Genomic DNA, 18,224 nt, shown 5'->3' on the forward strand with positions numbered 1-18,224 from the left:
TGGACAAGCTGCGCAAGGACATCGGCGAGCTGGCCCAGTCGGAGGAGGATGTACTGACGTTTGCGATGTTCCCCGACATCGGGCGCAAGTTCCTCGAAGAGCGTGCCGCCGGCACGCTGGTACCTGAAGTGTTGCTGCCGATCCCCGAGGCAGGTGCCCAGGTTGCGCGCAGCGGTGAAGGGGTCCCTACCGAGTTCGTCATCGATGTGCACGGCGAAAGCTATCGAGTCGACATCACCGGCGTCGGGGTCAAGGCCGAAGGCAAGCGGCATTTCTACCTGTCCATCGACGGCATGCCTGAAGAGGTCGTGTTCGAACCCCTGAACGAGTTCGTCGGCGGCGGTATCGGCAAGCGCAAGCAGGCCAGCGAACCGGGCCATGTCAGCACTGCGATGCCCGGCAACATCGTCGACGTGCTGGTCAAGCAGGGCGATGCGGTCAAGGCCGGGCAGGCGGTGTTGATCACCGAGGCGATGAAGATGGAGACCGAGGTTCAGGCCGGTGTGGCCGGCAAGGTCGTGGCCATCCATGTGGCCAAAGGCGACCGCGTGAACCCCGGCGAGATATTGATCGAGATCGAGGGCTGACCTCGGGCTGCAAGGTTTTCCTCTGGGGGCCGGGTGGCCCCCTTTTTTTCAGTTATCCACAGGCGCTTTACGCACTTGCGCGAAACTGCTCCAACGACTTCATTTGCCCCGACGCCGGCTGGTTGTCCGCTTCCAGCCACCCTTCGAACGCGCCCTCGATCGCTGGCCATTCGCTGTCGGTGATGGAGAAGTACGCCGTGTCACGGTTGCGACCCTTGACCATCATGTGCTGACGGAACACGCCCTCCAGTGTGAAACCGACCCGTTCGGCGGCGCGACGCGAGCGTTTGTTGGCGTTGTCGCATTTCCATTCGACCCGGCGATAACCCTGGCTGAAGGCCAGCTTGAGCGCCAGGTAGATGGCTTCGGTGCCCTTGGGCGTGCGCTGCATGGAGGCGGCGAAGGCGACATGGCCGACTTCCAGGCGCCCGTGCGCCGGTACGATCGACATCAGGCTGAGGATGCCCTCGGCCTTGCCGGTGTGCTGGTCGACCACACAGAAGCCGAGCGGGTCATTGCTGATCGCATAGCCATCGAGCCAGATGTAGAACAGTTCCAGGTCGTTGAACGGGCCGTAGGGCAGGTAGTCCCATAGCTGCGCGTCGGACTGCGGCCCTTGCAGGGCTTCCCAGAGGTCTTCGCCATGGCGCTTGGGGTCGAGTTTCTCCAGGCGGATGTAGCGGCCATTCATAGTGGTCGCCACGGGTGCCTTGACAGGCTTCCAGTCGATTGCGGAGGTAGGCATGGCAGCTCCTAGAGTGTCTTGCGAAATTGAATGAAGCCGGGTTGTTCGGCGACACGCTGGTACAAGCCGATGGCAGTGCCGTTGGTTTCATGAGTCAACCAATGCACCTTGACGCATCCGGCGGCCTTGGCGGTGGCGTAGACGTATTCGATCAACTGGCGACCCACGCCTGCGCCGCGTGCCGCATCGTCCACCAGCAGGTCCTGTAGATAGCAGGAATTTTCAATGGTCCAGCACGAGCGGTGATAGATGTAGTGGACCATACCGACAGCCACGCCGTCGCGCCAGGCGAGCGCGGCATTGATGGGTTCGGCCTCATCGAGCATGCGCTGCCAGGTGACCTGGGTCACGGCTTCGGGAATGTCGGTCTTGTAGAAACGCTGATAGGCCTGCCAGAGGCTCAGCCAGGTGGAATAGTCGGCAGCAGTGACAGGACGGATTGCAAGGTCGGACATGCTCGGGCTCCGGTGGTGGATGACTGTCATCTTGGCAGTTCGTCTCGATGAACGCATCCATCGCCCCGTTCGGAAATTATCCACACAGGTATCCACAGGGTTATACCCCTGTTTATGCACAGCCTTATCCACAGATGAATCCAGTCATCTGGTTTTACATACAGTAAAATGGCTTGCGGTACGATCATTGGCTAGTTTCTGACCGGCACCCATGAAGAACGTTGCAGTGAAGTTGTTCACAAAAGGGTAAGTGCGGCAGCGGTCGGTTTCGGCCAGCGCTTGCCGGCACGGCGGTGTATTAGCTTTTATACTGCCCCACTGTTTTTCCTATCTGGACGCTTCCATGAGCTCGACTGTTTCTGTTGCCCCGCGACGCGCCCTGGGCGCGCCGTTGGTGGCGGTATCGCTGCTGGTGCTCGGCGCGGTGTTTCTCGCGGCCGTGGTGGGTACTCGGCAAGTACTGTTGTGGGTGGTCGGAGCCGCCCTGGGCCTGACGCTCTATCACGCGGCGTTCGGGTTCACCTCGGCCTGGCGGGTGTTCATCCGTGATCGCCGCGGGGCAGGGTTGCGGGCGCAAATGGTCATGCTTGCAGTGGCCGTATTGTTGTTCTTCCCGGCACTGGGCGCAGGCAGCCTGTTTGGCCAGACCGTGGTGGGGCTGGTGGCGCCTGCCGGAGTATCGGTGGTCTTCGGCGCCTTCATTTTCGGTATCGGCATGCAGCTGGGTGGCGGGTGCGCGTCGGGCACGCTGTTCACTGTCGGTGGTGGCAACGCGCGCATGCTGGTGACGCTGCTGTTCTTCATCTGCGGCTCGCTGATCGCCACGCACCATGTGGACTGGTGGTTCGCCCTGCCCTCGCTGCCGGCGATTTCGATCGTCAAGAGTCTCGGCGTGATCCCGGCGCTGGTGTTGAGCTTGGCTTTGTTCGCGGTGATCGCACTGGCCACGGTGAGCCTGGAGCGGCGTCGGCATGGGGGGCTGGAAACGCCCGAGAGCAGCGCACAGCCCGGTTCGAACAGGTTCATCCGCGGGCCGTGGCCGCTGGTGTGGGGTGCGGTAGCGCTGGCGTTGCTGAACTTCGCGACACTGGCGTTGGCCGGGCGTCCATGGGGCATCACCTCGGCGTTCGCCTTGTGGGGCGCAAAAGTGGCCAGCGGGCTGGGGGTCGACGTGGGTAGCTGGGCGTTCTGGCAGGCCGCGGCCAATGCCAAGGCGCTGGCCGCGCCGGTGTGGGAGGACATCACCAGTGTCATGGACATCGGAATCGTGTTGGGTGCGTTGCTGGCGGCAGGTCTGGCAGGTCATTTCGCACCGAGCCTGAAGATCCCGCGCAGGTCACTGGTGGCTGCCGTGATCGGCGGGTTGCTGCTGGGCTATGGATCGCGTCTGGCGTATGGCTGCAACATCGGCGCGTACTTCAGCGGTATCGCATCCGGTAGCCTGCACGGCTGGCTATGGCTGGTCGCCGCGTTCATCGGCAACAGCGCTGGCGTTCGCTTGCGGCCATGGTTCTTCCCCGGCGAAGCGCGGGTGGAAAGGCTGACTGGCTGCTGAGTGACAGCAGCACCGCAGCACGTCCTTCGCAGCCAATGACCGCTCCTACGGGATCGTGCAAGCTTCGTAGGAGCGGTCCGTGGCCGCGAAGGGCGCGCCGCAGTTTGTCTGACGCACCGCAGCGCCTGTTTCGCGGCCGATGACCGCTCCTACGGGATGTGCGCAACCCTTGAAGAAGCGCGAAGGACGCGCTGCGGTTTTTATCAGGCCAGTTCGCCGCACAGGTCGAGTTCTACCAGGCGGCGGACTTCTTCCACCGGCAGGCCTGCACCAAGCAATGCGTGCAGCTTGCCCAGGGCCGTCTCGCGGGTCATGCCGCCGCCGGAGAGCACGCCTGCATCGCGCAGACGGCTACCGGCTTCATACACGTCCAGTTCGACCCCGCCTTCCTGGCATTGGGTCAGCGCCACCACCACGATGCCGCGCTTGTGGGCCGCTTGCAGCGTGTCCAGGAACGACGCATTGTCGGACGGCCCGGTGCCGCTGCCATAGCATTCGAGCAGCAACGCCTGGACCCCACTGTCCAGAACGGCCTGCAACAGCGGCACGCCCAGGCCGGGATACAGCGGCACCACGCCGATGTTGGCTGGCTGGCGTGGCTGGCGGTAATCCAGCGCCTCGGGCAACGACGCAGCCCTGGCTGCGCCACCGGTGCGGCGCAGAGCGGCAAACGGATTGCGCCCCGAGCTGCGCACCTTTGCGCAGCGCGTCGGCGGCAGTAATGCGCCGTGGAAATGCAGGTGAACACCGGCCTCCAGGCCGCGGGCGAGGTCACCCAGGGCGCCGTTGACGTTCTCCCACGCATCGCTGTTCGCCACCCCGGCCGGCAGCATGGACCCGGTGAACAGCACCGGTGCCTTGAGCCCCAGCAGCTGGAAACTCATCGCTGCCGCGCTGTACGCCAATGTGTCGGTGCCATGCAGAATCAATACGGCATCGCAACCCTGTCCATCCACCGCTTGCACCACGGCCTGGCGCAGACGCTGCCAGTAGGCCGGCGTCATGTTGGCGCTGTCGATCAGCGGCAGCAGCTCTTCGAAGCTCCATTTCGGCACCACCAGATCAGGCTGGGCGCCAAGCTGTTCACGCATGCGCGCTTCGAAGCCGGAAGCCGGAGCCAGGCCGTTGGCGCTGGCCTGCATGCCGATGGTCCCGCCGGTGTACAGCACCCGTACATGACGGGCAGGGGATGCGATGCTCATGCCGATGGCTCCTTAACGCTGGACGGGCTGGGCGGCCTGGCCCTTCTCGCTGGCGGCCGAAGGGTTCGGCACCGGCCAGGCCTTGGGGTCCAGGTCGAGATCGGCGAACTGCCGGGCATCGAACACCGGTACCTTGATCCCGGCACTTCGCTGCGCATCATAGTCGCGCAACAGGCGCAGACCGATCTTGAACAGCATCGCCAGGGCGATCAGGTTGACGAAGGCCAGCAGGGTCATGGTGATGTCGGCGAAGGCAAACACCGTCTCCAGGTTTTCGATAGCTCCCCAGAAGATCAGCAACAGCACGATCGCGCGGTACACCAGCACGGCCTTGCGGTTGTCGCCGATGAGGAAGCGCAGGCTGTTCTCACCCAGATAGTAGTTGTAGAGGATCGAAGTGAACACGAACAGCGACAAGGCGACACTGATGAACACCCGGCCCCATTCACCCACCACGTTGGCCAGCGAATTCTGGGTCAGGGCAATGCCATCGCCTTCGAAGCCCGGCGTGTAGAAACCCGACAGCAGAATCACCAGCGCGGTACAGGTGCAGATCACGAAGGTGTCGAGGAAGACGCTGAACGCCTGCACCACGCCTTGGGCGACCGGGTGCTCGACCTGCGCCACGGCGGCCACGTTGGGCGCACTGCCCAGGCCCGCTTCGTTGGCGAACACGCCGCGTTTCACACCCATGACGATGGCGCTGCCGAGCAGGCCGCCGAACACCGGGTCCAGGCCGAAGGCGCTGCGCACGATGGTGGCGAGCATTTCCGGAACCTGGTCGAACTGCAGGACGATGACATACAGGCTGACGGCGATGTAAGCCAAGGTCTTGACCGGTACCAGCAGGTCGGCGACCGCCGCGATCCGCTTGATCCCGCCGAAGAACACCAGGCCCAGCAGCACGGCCAGGCCGACACCGGTCCAGGTGGTGGACAGGCCGAAGGCATCGTTCAGCGAACTGGTGACGGCGTGCGATTGCAGGCCGTTGAAGGCAAAACCGAAAGTCACCAGCAGCAACACCGCCATGACCATGCCCAGCCAGCGCTTGCCCAGGCCATGCTGGATGTAGAACGAAGGCCCGCCACGGTATTGACCGTCGGGGTCGCAGCGCTTGTAGGCCTGCGCCAGGGTACATTCGAAGAAGCTGCTGGCCATGCCCACCAGGGCGGTGACCCACATCCAGAATACCGCGCCCGGGCCACCCAGGGTCACGGCAATGCCGACGCCTGCGATGTTACCGGCGCCGACTCGACCGGCCAGGCTGAGCATCAGCGCCTGGAACGAGCTGAGCTGGTCTGAACTGTTGCGCAGGCTGTCGCGGAACACACTGAACATGTGCAGGAAGTGGCGCAATTGGACGAAGCGCGAGCGCACGGTGAAATAGCCACCGAGGCCGACGATAAGCACGATCAGGACTTTTCCCGAGAGGAAGTCGTTGATGACTTCAAGCATGGGGGTTACCTCGTCAAGTTCAAAAGGGCGGCACTATACCCATAGGTGTAAGCCCGCGCAGCTTTTTGGTGCATAGGACTGGGCATATTCATCTTGTGGGATGTCTGACCCAGGGCGTTACAGCGGCACAAAAAAAGGGCTCCGAAATTGCTCTCGGAGCCCTCAAAAGGTGAGAGGTGTCTAGTCCCTCGACCTGGTGAGCGTACGGCCGGCTCAGGCCTTCAGGGGCACGAGGCGCGGCGCGATCATGTTTTCCGGGCGCAGGATGTCGGCCAGCATGGTGTCATCGAGCAGGCCTTCCTCACGTACCAGTTCCAGCACGCCGCGGCCTGTCTGCAGGGCGACGCGGGCGATGCGGGTGGCGTTTTCGTAACCGATGTAGGGGTTCAGCGCCGTGACCAAGCCGATGGAGTGTTCCACCAGCTCGCGGCAGCGCTGTTCGTTGGCGGTGATGCCGACGATGCAGTGTTCGCGCAGCATGTCCATGGCCCGCTGCAGCAGGCGGATGGAGTCGAAGATCTTGTAGGCGATCAATGGCTCCATGACGTTGAGCTGCAACTGACCGCCCTCGGCGGCGATGGTCAGGGCCAGGTCGTTGCCCATGATCTCGAAGGCGCACATGTTGACGGCCTCGGGAATCACCGGATTGACCTTGCCCGGCATGATCGAGCTGCCTGGCTGGCGCGCCGGCAGGTTGATTTCGTTGATGCCGGTGCGTGGGCCGCTGGACAGCAGGCGCAGGTCGTTGCAGATCTTCGACAGTTTCACCGCAGTGCGCTTGAGCATACCGGAGAACAGCACGAAGGCACCCATGTCGGAGGTCGCTTCGATCAGGTCGGCGGCAGGCACCAGCGGCTGGCCGCTGATGGTGGCCAGGCGCGATACGGCCAGAGCCTGATAGCCCGGGTCGGCGTTGATGCCGGTACCGATGGCGGTGCCGCCCAGGTTCACTTCGGTCAACAGTTCCGGCGCCAGGCTGCGCAGGCGATTGAGGTCTTCGGTCAGCGTGGTGGCGAAGGCCTTGAATTCCTGGCCCAGGGTCATGGGTACGGCGTCCTGCAGCTGGGTACGGCCCATCTTCAGGACGTGGGCGAACTCCACGCCCTTGGCGGCGAACGCCTGGATGAGGCTGTCGAGGCTGGCCAGCAGGGCGTCGTGGCCCAGCAGCAGACCCAGGCGGATGGCGGTCGGGTAGGCGTCGTTAGTCGACTGCGCCATGTTCACGTCGTTGTTGGGGTGCAGGTACTGGTACTCGCCTTTCTGATGACCCATGGCTTCCAGGGCGATGTTGGCGATCACCTCGTTGGCATTCATGTTGGTGGACGTACCGGCGCCACCCTGGATCATGTCGACCACGAACTGATCGTGGAAATCACCGCGCACCAGACGGGCGCACGCTTCACTGATTGCCGCATGCTTGGCGCTGTTGAGATGACCCAGCTGGTGGTTGGCATCGGCGGCCGCCTGCTTGACCATGGCCAGGGCCACGACGAGCTTGGGGTAGTGCGACAACGGCACGCCGGAGAGGCGGAAGTTGTGCACGGCACGCAGGGTCTGAATGCCGTAGTAGGCTTCAGCCGGGACTTCGAGAACGCCGAGCAGGTCTTTTTCAGTGCGCAGTGATGCAGCGGAGGACATGATAGAGAAGGTCTCTGTAGGGGCCCGGTAACCACCGGAATGCTGGCAATCCTAGGCCTGCAAGGAATTTCCGGCTAATGCTGATGCTTGCTGGGGTATGCAGAATCGGCATAATGACCCATGTGACGTGCCAGGGCGATCCGGCGTATTCCAGTGCTCCCGGTGTTGTCCGCTGACGCGACTCGCGCCGCTGCTACAAGGGATCGCGTGGGCACGTCAGGCCGTTGCACGCGGGTGAATCCATGAAACGAGAACCGACATGAACCTGGAAAGCAAATGGCTGGAAGACTTCAGCGCCCTGGCGGCCACTCGCAGCTTTTCGCAGGCGGCCGAGCGCCGCTTCGTTACCCAGCCAGCGTTCAGCCGCCGCATCCGCAGCCTGGAGGCGGCGCTGGGCCTGACCCTGGTGAACCGCTCGCGCACGCCGATCGAGTTGACCGAGGCCGGTCAGCTGTTTCTGGTCACGGCGCGCACGGTGGTCGATCAACTGGGTGAGGTGCTGCGTCATCTGCATCACCTGGAAGGCGGGCAGGGCGAAGTGATGCAGGTGGCCGCAGCGCATTCGCTCGCCTTGGGTTTCTTTCCCGGCTGGATCGCCAAGCTGCGCAACGAAGGTATGCCCATCGCCACACGCCTGATTGCCACCAACGTCGGTGATGCGGTGCATGCGCTGCGCGAGGGCGGCTGCGATCTGATGCTGGCCTTCTACGATCCCGATTCGGCCATGCAGATGGACCCGGAGATATTTCCGTCGCTGCACCTAGGCACCACCGAGATGCTGCCCATCTGCGCCAGCGACGCCCAGGGCCAACCCTTGTTCGACCTGGAAGGCGAGGGCAGCATCCCGCTGCTGGCCTATACCGCGGGGGCGTTTCTTGGGCGTTCGGTGAATCTGCTGCTGCGCCAGCGCAGCCTGCGCTACACCACGGTGTACGAGACCGCCATGGCCGACAGCCTGAAAAGCATGGCCCTGGAGGGGCTGGGGATCGCCTGGGTGCCACGCCTGAGCGTGCGCGCCGAGCTGGCTCGCGGCGAGCTGGTGGTGTGTGGCGGGCCGCAATGGCATGTACCGCTGGAGATCCGCGCGTATCGCTGCGCGCTGGTACGCAAGGCCAATGTCCGGCTGCTGTGGAAGCGGTTGGAGGGTGCGGCGGCGGGCAGTGCCTGACTCGAGTCGGCGGTGCTGCCATCGCGGCCACTGGCCGCTCCTACGAAAAGCCATCGCGATTCCTGTAGGAGCGGCCAGTGGCCGCGAAGCATTCACCGCCGATTTCACTGACCGGAAAGTCAATAAAACCGTGCTCCGCAGCCATTTGACGACCGGTCAAGATGGCTGCAATAAATCTTCATTCTTACGGTATACTGCGCGGCCTTCGGCCGGTCTGTTCCGGCCATTATTCGTATAACAAGCCACGCCGGTCTTCCTGCGTGGCTTGTTGTTTTTTGACGCGCCCGCGGGCGCCCAAGAGAAGAGGCTCGACGATGAGTGCATTGGTTGGCGTGATCATGGGCTCCAAGTCCGATTGGTCCACCCTTAGCCACACCGCCGATATGCTGGAAAAGCTCGGTATTCCTTTCGAGGTCAAGGTGGTTTCCGCCCACCGCACCCCGGACCTGCTGTTCCAGTATGCCGACGAGGCCGAAGGCCGCGGTATCGAGGTGATCATCGCCGGCGCCGGTGGCGCGGCGCATCTGCCTGGCATGTGCGCGGCCAAGACGCATCTGCCGGTGCTGGGCGTGCCGGTGCAGTCGTCCATGCTCTCGGGCGTCGACTCGCTGCTGTCCATCGTGCAGATGCCAGCCGGCATTCCGGTGGCGACACTGGCCATCGGCAAGGCCGGCGCGATCAACGCCGCGCTGCTGTCGGCCAGTATCCTGGGCGCCAAGCACCCGCAGTTCCACGCTGCGCTGAAGACGTTCCGCGCCGAGCAGACAGACAACGTTCTGGACAATCCCGACCCGCGTCAGGCCTGAGGTTCTTTGATATGAAGATCGGTGTAATCGGTGGCGGCCAGCTGGGCCGCATGCTGGCCCTGGCCGGCACCCCCCTGGGGATGAATTTCGCTTTTCTGGACCCGGCCCCCGATGCCTGTGCCGCGCCTCTGGGCGAGCATCTGCGGGCCGACTACGGCGACCAGGATCATCTGCGCCAGTTGGCGGACGAGGTTGACCTGGTCACCTTCGAGTTCGAGAGCGTGCCCGCCGAGACGGTGGCCTTCCTGTCGCAGTTCGTCCCGGTGTACCCCAGTGCCGACGCGCTGCGCATCGCGCGCGATCGCTGGTTCGAGAAGAGCATGTTCAAGGACCTGGGCGTTCCCACGCCGACGTTCGCCGACATCCAGTCCCAAGCCGATCTGGACGCTGCGGTGGCCAGCATCGGCCTGCCTGCCGTCCTCAAGACCCGCACCCTGGGCTNNTTCGCCGAGCTGGGCAGCGTGCCGTGCCTGCTCGAAGGCTTCGTACCCTTCACCGGCGAAGTGTCGCTGATCGCCGTGCGTGCCCGTGATGGCGAGACCCGCTTCTACCCCCTGGTGCACAACACCCACGAGACCGGCATCCTGCGCCTGTCGGTGGCCAGCACCGCACACCCCCTGCAGGGTCTGGCCGAAGATTACGCTGGCCGGGTGCTGGAGAAGCTCGACTACGTCGGCGTGCTGGCCTTCGAATTCTTCGAAGTGGATGGCGGCCTCAAGGCCAACGAAATCGCGCCACGGGTGCACAACTCCGGGCACTGGACCATCGAAGGTGCCGAGTGCAGCCAGTTCGAGAACCACCTGCGGGCCGTGGCCGGTCTGCCCCTGGGCTCGACTGCCAAGGTCGGCGAGAGCGCCATGCTCAACTTCATCGGTGAGGTCCCGGCGGTAGCGCAGGTGGCTGCCATCGACGATTGCCATCTGCACCACTACGGCAAGGCGTTCAAGGTCGGCCGCAAGGTGGGTCATGCCACCGTGCGCAGTGCCGATCGCGCCACGTTGCAGCGCCAGATCGCCGAAGTGCAGGCCCTGATCGCGGGTTGAGGAACCATTGCCGACCCGCAACCCTCTGATGGCTGTACGCCAAGGCCGCTATCGAGCCCTGGCATCAAGCCTGTTCATATCAGAGGGAACATCATGGGAATCATTGGGACTATCTTCATCGGCTTGATCGTTGGTCTGCTGGCTCGTTTTCTGAAGCCTGGCGATGACAGCATGGGTTGGATCATGACCATTCTGCTGGGTATCGCCGGCTCCCTGGCCGCGACCTACGGTGGTCAGGCCCTGGGTATCTACCAGGCTGGCGAAGGTGCCGGTTTCCTCGGCGCCCTGGTCGGTGCGATCATCCTGCTGGTGATCTACGGCATGATCAGCAAGAAGCGCTGATCCACTGCGTTCGATGCCTGTGGCGACGCCACGGGTATCACGCCGCGGGTATTGCAGCCCCCCTCGAGTTCGCCTCGATGGGGGCTGCGTCGTATCCGGGCTGTGGGTAGAATGGCCGACCTTCCATTCTGGGCCCTGCCATGCGCCGATTTCTCCTGCTCTGTCTCGTATTCGCTGCAGCCACTGCGCACGCTGAATTGCCGGAAACCGACTGGTTGCAACTGATGCCCAAGGCCGATCAGGAGGCGTTGGAGCGGATGCCCGAAATCGACCACGACTCGCCCGAAGCTCAGGGTACGTTCACCGAAAAAGGCGGCATGAAGCAGGCCAAGGGTCTGCCCGCCGTGATGTATTCCACCAAGACGGTGGCGGCCATGAACGGCAAGGACATCCGCATCGGCGGCTACCCCGTTCCGCTGGAAAGCGATGCCAAGGGCAACAGCACGCTGTTCTTCCTGGTGCCGTATCCGGGTGCCTGCATCCACGTGCCGCCACCGCCGCCGAACCAGCTGATCCTGGTGCGCTACCCCAAGGGCTTGAAACTGGCCGATATCTACACGCCGTTGTGGGTGACGGGCAAGGTCAAGGTAGAGAAGGTCAGCAATGACCTGGCCGATGCGGCCTATGCGCTGGATGCGCAGAAGGTGAGGGTGGTGAAGGAGTCGGATTTGTGAGTTTGTGAGGTTGCAGGTCTGGCCTCTTCGCGGGCAGAGGGCTCGCCGCCCGCCCCGCTCCCACAGTGGGGCATACAGCGTCCATGTGGGAGCGGGTTCTACCCGCGAAGAGGCCAGACCTGCCTGCACAAATCACAGCTGTGAAGCAGTAAACCTCACACCCATGGCACAGGCCGCGCCTGGCGCCAGTGTGGCCACGTCGTCCCAGACGTTCGCCGTCTCGATGCACAGCATGCCCTGCCAGCCGTCGTCGGCCATGTCCGGCAAGGCTGCGGCCCGTGCGGTCCATGGGTTCCACACCACTGCGCTGCGCGAGCCGGTGGAGGCGAGGGTTACCCGACGCTGCCAGCCCGGGTCGACGAAACTCAGCTGCGCCGGAGTGTTCAGGTAAATCCGGTCGGTCTCGCCGGCAAAACCGAGCACGCCGGCCTGCTGGCGAGGCTGCCAATCGTCCAGGGTTTCGATGTAGGTCAAGCCGCCCAGGCACTCGACCGTGGCCTGGCGCACGTCACTGACGGCGAAGTAACTGTGCAGCGCCTGACTCAGGGTCACTGGATGGTCGTCCAGATTGCGGCTGTGCAAGGTGATCTCCAGGGTCTCGCCGAGCACCACGCACAGCTTGACCTCGACCTTGTGCGGCCATCCCGGCAGTTCGCCGCGAGCGGCCTGCGGTACGCTCAATTCGACCTTGATGCCCGATTCGAGCCGGTCGATGCCCAGCAGCTCCCAGTCCACCGTCCGCACCAAGCCGTGAGCGGGCGCTTCGTCGATGGCGGTACGCATGGCCTGCACCGACTCGGGGTTGCGGGCCAGATTGCCGAACCACGGCCAGCACACCGGCACGCCGGTGCGAACGGCCTTGCCCGATTTGTAGAAGGCAGCGGGGTTGGGCCAGATCAGCGGCTGCTGGCCGTGGCGCTGGTAGCTGATCACCTGGGCGCCTTGCTGCGCGATCAGCAGCTCGGCCTGATCGGTGCTGATGCGCCAGCAATTGAGTTCATCGAGCTTGACCGATTCGACCTGCGGCTCAGACATGTAGAGTTCTCGCTATGGGTTCAAAAAGTCGGGTGACGCGCTGGGGGACCATCAGCGCCGGGGCGGTACCGCGCGGGTGCGACCGCTGCCGTCGATGGCGACGAACACGAACACGGCCTCGGTGACCTTGCGCCATTCGCTGGACAGCGGATCGTCGCTCCACACTTCGACCATCATCTGGATCGAGCTGCGGCCGATCTCCAGGGTCTGGGTGTAGAAGGACAACTGCGCACCGACGGCGACCGGGACCAGGAAGGCCATGCGATCGATGGCCACCGTCGCCACGCGCCCTCCGGCGACCTTGCTGGCCATGGCCGTGCCGGCCAGGTCCATCTGGGCAACCAGCCAGCCGCCGAAAATATCGCCGAAGCCGTTGGTTTCGCGCGGCAGCGCGGTGATCTGCAAGGCCAGGTCGCCTTGGGGAATGGGATCTTCTTGTTCGAGTTCAATCATGCCGGGGGGCCTCTGACCCGTGACGCTTTATTGGAGTGGCGCATCGATCGTCGCCAATGACAAAAGCCTACACGGCTTTTCTTTCAACTGGCGCACACAGGGTACCTCTGCGAAATCGGCTACAACGCTAGCTGCGTTTTCGCACAAAACCCTTCAATAACGCCCAGTATATAGGCGCAGAACCGCTATAACGACCGTTCGCTGTTCAATTACTGCGTTTGCCAATACAGGCCATGTGCTTTTTCTAGCAATTTGCTATCGTGCTTGCACTGCCAAACCCTAAACAGCAACAAAGCTGTGGATTTGTATATAAGAGAACATCAAATGACCGCCGCGCCTTCGAGTATCGCTCCGCCTTCGCGTCCGCTGACCCGCAGTGATTACAAGACACTTTCGTTGTCCGCCCTGGGCGGTGCACTTGAGTTCTATGACTTCATTATCTTCGTATTCTTCGCCGCCGTGGTGGGCAAGTTGTTCTTCCCCGCCGACATGCCCGAGTGGCTGCGGCTGATGCAGACCTTCGGCATCTTCGCCGCCGGTTACCTGGCGCGTCCGCTGGGCGGCATCATCATGGCGCACTTCGGCGACCTGCTAGGGCGCAAGAAGATGTTTACCTTGAGCATCTTCATGATGGCCGTGCCGACCCTGATCATGGGTCTGCTGCCGACGTACGCGCAGATCGGCATCTTCGCGCCGATCCTGCTGTTGCTGATGCGCGTGATCCAAGGGGCGGCCATCGGCGGTGAAGTGCCCGGCGCCTGGGTGTTCGTCTCCGAGCACGTGCCGAGGCGCAACGTCGGCTATGCCTGCGGCACGCTGACCTGCGGCCTGACCAGCGGGATCCTGCTGGGGTCGCTGATGGCCACGGCCATCAACAGCATCTATACCCCGGCCGAGGTGTCGGATTACGCCTGGCGGATCCCGTTCCTGATTGGCGGTGTATTCGGTCTGGCGTCGGTGTACCTGCGTCGCTGGCTGCATGAAACTCCGGTCTTCGCCGAGCTGCAGCAACGCAAGGCACTGGCCGCCGAAGTGCCGCTGCGCACGGTGCTGCGCGACCATCGCGGGGCGGTGGCCATCTCCATGCTGCTGACCTGGTTGCTGTCGGCGGGGATCATCGTGGTCATCCTGATGACCCCGACCATCCTGCAGACCCTCTACGGGTTCACCCCCAAGCAGTCGCTGCAGGCCAACAGCCTGGCGATCGTGTTCCTCAGTCTGGGCTGCATCGGCTCGGGCGCGCTGGCCGACCGCTTCGGCGCCGGCAAGGTGTTCGTGTTCGGCAGCCTGGCGCTTCTGGCCACCTCGTGGACCCTGTTCCACAGCCTGCACGATCACCCCGATTGGCTGTTCCCGCTGTATGCGGTGACGGGCCTGTGCGTGGGCGTGATCGGCGCGGTGCCGTACGTGATGGTCAAGGCCTTCCCGGCCGTGGTGCGGTTCTCCGGCCTGTCGTTCTCGTACAACGTGGCCTATGCCATCTTCGGTGGCCTGACGCCGATGGCGGTCACTCTGCTGATGAAGTCCAACCCCATGGGTCCGGCCTACTATGTGGCGGCGATCTGCGTGATCGGCTTCGTGTGCGGGCTTTACCTGATGGCCAAGAAGCGCTGATTCCGACGGCCTCGTTCGCCGGTTCTACCGGCGAACGGGTCCCGCCGGGGATGATGGCCATTCATCCTACTGTCACAATCCTTTCATAGAGTGTTCGCACGGCCCACCGATACTGAGCGCCGATTCAACACCCTTTTCTGGATTTGCTAGGAGCAAGGCATGAAACTCACGCGTTTGATGGCCGCCATGACCTTTGTCGCTGCTGGTGTTGCCACGGCCAATGCGGTAGCCGCCGTCGACCCTTCCATCCCTGCCTACGTCAAGACCACCGGCGTGTCGGGCAACCTGTCCAGTGTCGGCTCCGATACCCTGGCCAACCTGATGACCTTGTGGGCCGAGAACTACAAGAAGGAATACCCCAACGTCAACATCCAGATCCAGGCGGCCGGTTCGGCCACGGCGCCCACGGCACTGATCGAGGGCACCGCCAACCTGGGTCCGATGAGCCGCAAGATGAAGGACACCGAAATGGCGGCCTTCGAACAGAAATACGGCTACAAGCCTACCGCCATTCCCGTGGCCGTCGACGCCCTGGCCGTGTTCGTGCACAAGGACAACCCGATCCAGCACCTGACCATGGAGCAGGTCGACGCCGTGTTCTCGTCCACCCGCCTGTGCGGTGCCAAGGCCGATGTGAAGACCTGGGGCGACCTGGGCGTGACCGGCGACCTGGCCAACAAGCCGGTGCAGCTGTTCGGTCGCAACTCGGTGTCCGGCACCTATGGCTACTTCAAGGAAGAAGCCCTGTGCAAGGGTGACTACAAGCCCAACGTGAACGAACAGCCAGGCTCGGCTTCGGTGGTGCAGTCGATCAGCAGCTCGCTGAACGGCATCGGTTACTCGGGCATCGGCTACAAGACAGCCAGCGTGAAGACCGTGCCGCTGGCCAAGAAGGGCAGCAGCGAGTTCATCGAAGACACCGAAGAGAACGCCCTGAACGGCAAGTACCCGTTGTCGCGCTTCCTCTATGTGTACGTGAACAAGGCGCCGAACAAGCCGCTGGCACCGCTGGAGGCCGAGTTCGTCAAGCTGATGCTGTCCAAGCAGGGCCAGGAAGTCGTGGTCAAGGATGGCTACATTCCCCTGCCCGCCAAGGTCGCTGCCAAGGCATTGGCCGACCTGGGCCTGAAGGAAGGGGCCGACGTCGCCAAGCAGTGAACGACACCCTGACTTCGTAGGAGCGGTCTGTGGCCGCGAAAAGCGCGCCGCCGTGAAACCTGATGTACCGCGGTGACCGTTTCGCGGCCACGGACCGCTCCTACGGGATTAACCTACATCTATTCGCCGACGGCCCTTTGCCGGACGGCGATTTTGTCGCGTCACCTCATTGTCATGTTTCTGTCATACAGGATCGCTAGGGTGTGCGCATGAACGATCTGGCCAATTCCCCGATGACCCCGACTTCTCCACCCAAGCGCATCGATTTCAACACCCCCGAGATGCAACGCAAGCGGCGCATTCGTGCGCTCAAGGATCGCTTCACGCGTTGGTACGTCCTGGTGGGTGGCTTGGCCGTGCTGGCGGCGATCACGCTGATCTTCTTCTTCCTCGCCTATGTAGTCGTGCCGCTGTTCAAGGGCGCCGACCTGACCGTGGAGCCGACACTGCATCCGGCCTGGCTGCAGGACGCCGGTAAACCGCTGGTGTACGCGCTCGAGGAGCAGAACGAGGCGGGCATGCGCGTTTCGGAGCAGGGGGTCGCGCTGTTCTTCAACGCCCAGACGGGCGAAGAGCTGTCGCGCACATCGTTACCCATTCCAGCCGGTGTGACCGTGACTGCCAGCGCCAAGGACCAGCCCGGTACCCCGTTGGTGGTACTGGGCCTGTCCAACGGCCAGGCCCTGGTGTTTCGCCACACCTACCGGGTGACCTACCCGGGCGGCAACAAGACGATCACACCGGCGATCGAATACCCCTATGGCGATGCCCCCATCGCGCTCGACCCCCAGGGCCGCGCCCTGGAGCGGGTCAGTCTCAATGCCAGCGACGCCAGCCTGATCCTGGCCGGCTCGACCGGCGACCAGCTCAACGTGCTGCAGCTCACCCGCGAAGAAAGCATGATGACCGGCGAGGTCACCAACGAGCAGAAGCGCATCGAGCTGCCGCAGATGAACCAGGCGGTGAAGGCGATCTTCATCGACCCGCGCCAGCAGTGGCTGTACGTGATCAACGGACGCGCCCAGGCGGATGTCTTCAGCCTGCGTGACCGCAGCATGAACGGCCGCTACAAGCTCAGCGAGAACGCCGACACCCAGATCACCGCCAGCGCGCAACTGGTCGGCGGCATTTCGCTGATCATCGGCGACTCCAAGGGCGGCCTGGCGCAATGGTTCATGGCTCGCGACGAGGACGGCGAGCCGCGCCTCAAGCAGATCCGTACGTTCCAGATGGGCCACTCGCCGATCGTGCAGATCAGCTCCGAACAGCGTCGCAAGGGCTTTACCGCCCTGGACGCTTCGGGCCAGCTGGGCGTTTTCCACAGCACCGCCCACCGTACGCTGCTGGTCGAGCAGGTGGTCGACGGTCCCGGTATCTACGCCTTGTCGCCACGGGCCAACAGGCTCATGGTCGAAGCCAACGGCGCATTGCAGCCGTTGAGCCTGCACAACCCGCATCCGGAAGTGTCGTGGAGCTCGATGTGGAGCAAGGTCTGGTACGAGAACTACGACAAGCCCGCCTACGTCTGGCAGTCGACGGCGGCCAACACCGATTTCGAGCCCAAGATGAGCCTGGCGCCGTTGACCTTCGGTACCTTGAAGGCCGCGTTCTACGCGATGCTGCTCGCCGCGCCACTGGCCATCGCCGCCGCGATCTACACCGCCTACTTCATGGCTCCGGGCATGCGTCGCAAGGTCAAGCCAGTCATCGAGCTGATGGAAGCCATGCCCACGGTGATCCTCGGCTTCTTCGCCGGCCTGTTTCTGGCACCCTATGTGGAAGGCCATCTGCCGGGTATCTTCAGCCTGCTTCTGCTCACACCGCTGGGCATCCTGAGTGCAGGCTTTCTGGTCAGTCGTCTGCCCGAATCGATTCGCCTGCGTATTCCGGATGGTTGGGAAAGTGCGATCTTGATCCCGGTGATCCTGCTGGTGGGCTGGTTCGCGCTGTACATGAGCCCGTTCCTGGAAACCTGGTGGTTCGGCGGCGACATGCGCCTGTGGATCAGCAATGACCTGGGCATCACCTACGATCAGCGCAACGCGCTGGTAGTGGGCCTGGCCATGGGTTTCGCGGTCATTCCCAACATCTATTCGATTGCCGAGGACGCCGTGTTCAGCGTGCCGCGCGGCTTGACCCTGGGCTCGCTGGCGCTGGGCGCCACGCCGTGGCAGACATTGACGCGCGTGGTGATCCTGACCGCCAGCCCGGGCATCTTCTCGGCGTTGATGATCGGCATGGGCCGGGCCGTGGGCGAAACCATGATCGTGCTGATGGCCACCGGCAACACGCCG

At 63.4% G+C, this 18,224-nt stretch carries 16 protein-coding genes and 1 pseudogene; 10 read left to right on the forward strand and 7 right to left on the reverse strand.

The genetic code is table 11. The features are described from left to right. A partial coding sequence (locus B2V21_RS02640; RefSeq protein ID WP_286915955.1) for a biotin/lipoyl-containing protein occupies window positions 1-587 on the forward strand: 587 nt, incomplete at its 5' end. A gap of 67 nt (window positions 588-654) precedes the next feature. Here B2V21_RS02640 and B2V21_RS02645 read toward each other — a convergent pair. Together B2V21_RS02645 and B2V21_RS02650 are read right to left on the reverse strand one after the other, a co-directional pair. Beyond that, on the reverse strand, window positions 655-1,332 hold the full coding sequence (locus tag B2V21_RS02645; RefSeq protein ID WP_286915956.1) for a GNAT family N-acetyltransferase: 678 nt from the start codon (window positions 1,330-1,332) through the stop codon (window positions 655-657). Window positions 1,333-1,340: 8 nt separating this feature from the next. Beyond that, entirely contained in the window at window positions 1,341-1,787 is a 447-nt protein-coding gene (locus B2V21_RS02650) for a GNAT family N-acetyltransferase (protein ID WP_122743028.1), read from the reverse strand. Window positions 1,788-2,130: 343 nt separating this feature from the next. On the opposite strand from B2V21_RS02650, the gene B2V21_RS02655 reads away from it, so the two are divergent. Beyond that, window positions 2,131-3,342: a YeeE/YedE family protein gene (locus B2V21_RS02655; protein WP_286915957.1), complete on the forward strand. Its 1,212-nt coding sequence runs from the start codon at window positions 2,131-2,133 to the stop codon at window positions 3,340-3,342. A 203-nt stretch (window positions 3,343-3,545) separates the two neighbouring features. Here the strand turns inward: B2V21_RS02655 and B2V21_RS02660 are convergent, their stop codons facing one another. The 3 genes and pseudogenes from B2V21_RS02660 to B2V21_RS02670 all read right to left on the reverse strand — a co-directional run bounded on the left by B2V21_RS02660 (window position 3,546) and on the right by B2V21_RS02670 (window position 7,637). Next, on the reverse strand, window positions 3,546-4,544 hold the full coding sequence (locus B2V21_RS02660; protein WP_286915958.1) for an asparaginase: 999 nt from the start codon (window positions 4,542-4,544) through the stop codon (window positions 3,546-3,548). After that, window positions 4,541-5,999: pseudogene (locus B2V21_RS02665) on the reverse strand (alanine/glycine:cation symporter family protein). Before B2V21_RS02665 ends, B2V21_RS02660 begins: the two are co-directional and overlap by 4 nt. A 213-nt stretch (window positions 6,000-6,212) precedes the next feature. Next, window positions 6,213-7,637, reverse strand: coding sequence for an aspartate ammonia-lyase (locus B2V21_RS02670; RefSeq protein WP_090361541.1), 1,425 nt, complete (start codon window positions 7,635-7,637; stop codon window positions 6,213-6,215). 259 nt (window positions 7,638-7,896) lie between these two features. On the opposite strand from B2V21_RS02670, the gene B2V21_RS02675 reads away from it, so the two are divergent. The 5 genes from B2V21_RS02675 to B2V21_RS02695 all read left to right on the forward strand — a co-directional run bounded on the left by B2V21_RS02675 (window position 7,897) and on the right by B2V21_RS02695 (window position 11,670). Next, on the forward strand, window positions 7,897-8,805 hold the full coding sequence (locus B2V21_RS02675; protein ID WP_286915960.1) for a LysR substrate-binding domain-containing protein: 909 nt from the start codon (window positions 7,897-7,899) through the stop codon (window positions 8,803-8,805). A 314-nt stretch (window positions 8,806-9,119) separates the two neighbouring features. Continuing rightward, entirely contained in the window at window positions 9,120-9,611 is a 492-nt protein-coding gene (gene purE / locus B2V21_RS02680) for a 5-(carboxyamino)imidazole ribonucleotide mutase (protein WP_056844811.1), read from the forward strand. Between the two features lie 11 nt (window positions 9,612-9,622). After that, complete coding sequence (locus tag B2V21_RS02685; RefSeq protein ID WP_286915961.1) at window positions 9,623-10,654, forward strand: 5-(carboxyamino)imidazole ribonucleotide synthase; 1,032 nt, start codon at window positions 9,623-9,625, stop codon at window positions 10,652-10,654. A gap of 93 nt (window positions 10,655-10,747) precedes the next feature. Then, window positions 10,748-10,996, forward strand: coding sequence for a GlsB/YeaQ/YmgE family stress response membrane protein (locus tag B2V21_RS02690; RefSeq protein ID WP_049860394.1), 249 nt, complete (start codon window positions 10,748-10,750; stop codon window positions 10,994-10,996). 140 nt (window positions 10,997-11,136) lie between these two features. Beyond that, window positions 11,137-11,670, forward strand: a complete 534-nt coding sequence (locus B2V21_RS02695; protein WP_049860393.1) for a DUF3299 domain-containing protein — start codon at window positions 11,137-11,139, stop codon at window positions 11,668-11,670. 132 nt (window positions 11,671-11,802) lie between these two features. On the opposite strand, the gene B2V21_RS02700 is transcribed toward B2V21_RS02695, so the two are convergent. Then, window positions 11,803-12,705: a D-hexose-6-phosphate mutarotase gene (locus tag B2V21_RS02700; RefSeq protein WP_286915962.1), complete on the reverse strand. Its 903-nt coding sequence runs from the start codon at window positions 12,703-12,705 to the stop codon at window positions 11,803-11,805. A gap of 51 nt (window positions 12,706-12,756) precedes the next feature. Continuing rightward, window positions 12,757-13,158, reverse strand: a complete 402-nt coding sequence (locus tag B2V21_RS02705; protein WP_043192132.1) for an acyl-CoA thioesterase — start codon at window positions 13,156-13,158, stop codon at window positions 12,757-12,759. A 324-nt stretch (window positions 13,159-13,482) separates the two neighbouring features. On the opposite strand from B2V21_RS02705, the gene B2V21_RS02710 reads away from it, so the two are divergent. The 3 genes from B2V21_RS02710 to B2V21_RS02720 all read left to right on the forward strand — a co-directional run. Further along, complete coding sequence (locus B2V21_RS02710) at window positions 13,483-14,772, forward strand: MFS transporter (protein WP_286915963.1); 1,290 nt, start codon at window positions 13,483-13,485, stop codon at window positions 14,770-14,772. A gap of 159 nt (window positions 14,773-14,931) precedes the next feature. Then, window positions 14,932-15,930: a phosphate ABC transporter substrate-binding protein PstS family protein gene (locus B2V21_RS02715; RefSeq protein ID WP_049860390.1), complete on the forward strand. Its 999-nt coding sequence runs from the start codon at window positions 14,932-14,934 to the stop codon at window positions 15,928-15,930. Between the two features lie 209 nt (window positions 15,931-16,139). Then, window positions 16,140-18,224: ABC transporter permease subunit (locus B2V21_RS02720; RefSeq protein ID WP_286915965.1), on the forward strand; the 2,085-nt coding region annotated here is incomplete at its 3' end.

This window comes from Pseudomonas sp. UBA6276 (assembly GCF_002438365.1).
Lineage (GTDB): Bacteria > Pseudomonadota > Gammaproteobacteria > Pseudomonadales > Pseudomonadaceae > Aquipseudomonas > Aquipseudomonas coleopterorum.

Excerpts from the sequence above, each read along its gene's own strand:
- B2V21_RS02710 (WP_286915963.1), top strand. The coding sequence starts at position 13,483 with ATGACCGCCGCGCCTTCGAGTATCGCTCCGCCTTCGCGTCCGCTGACC.
- B2V21_RS02695 (WP_049860393.1), top strand. The coding sequence starts at position 11,137 with ATGCGCCGATTTCTCCTGCTCTGTCTCGTATTCGCTGCAGCCACTGCG.
- B2V21_RS02650 (WP_122743028.1), bottom strand. The coding sequence starts at position 1,787 with ATGTCCGACCTTGCAATCCGTCCTGTCACTGCTGCCGACTATTCCACC.
- B2V21_RS02690 (WP_049860394.1), top strand. The coding sequence starts at position 10,748 with ATGGGAATCATTGGGACTATCTTCATCGGCTTGATCGTTGGTCTGCTG.
- B2V21_RS02655 (WP_286915957.1), top strand. The coding sequence starts at position 2,131 with ATGAGCTCGACTGTTTCTGTTGCCCCGCGACGCGCCCTGGGCGCGCCG.
- B2V21_RS02675 (WP_286915960.1), top strand. The coding sequence starts at position 7,897 with ATGAACCTGGAAAGCAAATGGCTGGAAGACTTCAGCGCCCTGGCGGCC.
- B2V21_RS02715 (WP_049860390.1), top strand. The coding sequence starts at position 14,932 with ATGAAACTCACGCGTTTGATGGCCGCCATGACCTTTGTCGCTGCTGGT.
- B2V21_RS02645 (WP_286915956.1), bottom strand. The coding sequence starts at position 1,332 with ATGCCTACCTCCGCAATCGACTGGAAGCCTGTCAAGGCACCCGTGGCG.
- purE (WP_056844811.1), top strand. The coding sequence starts at position 9,120 with ATGAGTGCATTGGTTGGCGTGATCATGGGCTCCAAGTCCGATTGGTCC.
- B2V21_RS02700 (WP_286915962.1), bottom strand. The coding sequence starts at position 12,705 with ATGTCTGAGCCGCAGGTCGAATCGGTCAAGCTCGATGAACTCAATTGC.
- B2V21_RS02705 (WP_043192132.1), bottom strand. The coding sequence starts at position 13,158 with ATGATTGAACTCGAACAAGAAGATCCCATTCCCCAAGGCGACCTGGCC.
- B2V21_RS02660 (WP_286915958.1), bottom strand. The coding sequence starts at position 4,544 with ATGAGCATCGCATCCCCTGCCCGTCATGTACGGGTGCTGTACACCGGC.
- B2V21_RS02670 (WP_090361541.1), bottom strand. The coding sequence starts at position 7,637 with ATGTCCTCCGCTGCATCACTGCGCACTGAAAAAGACCTGCTCGGCGTT.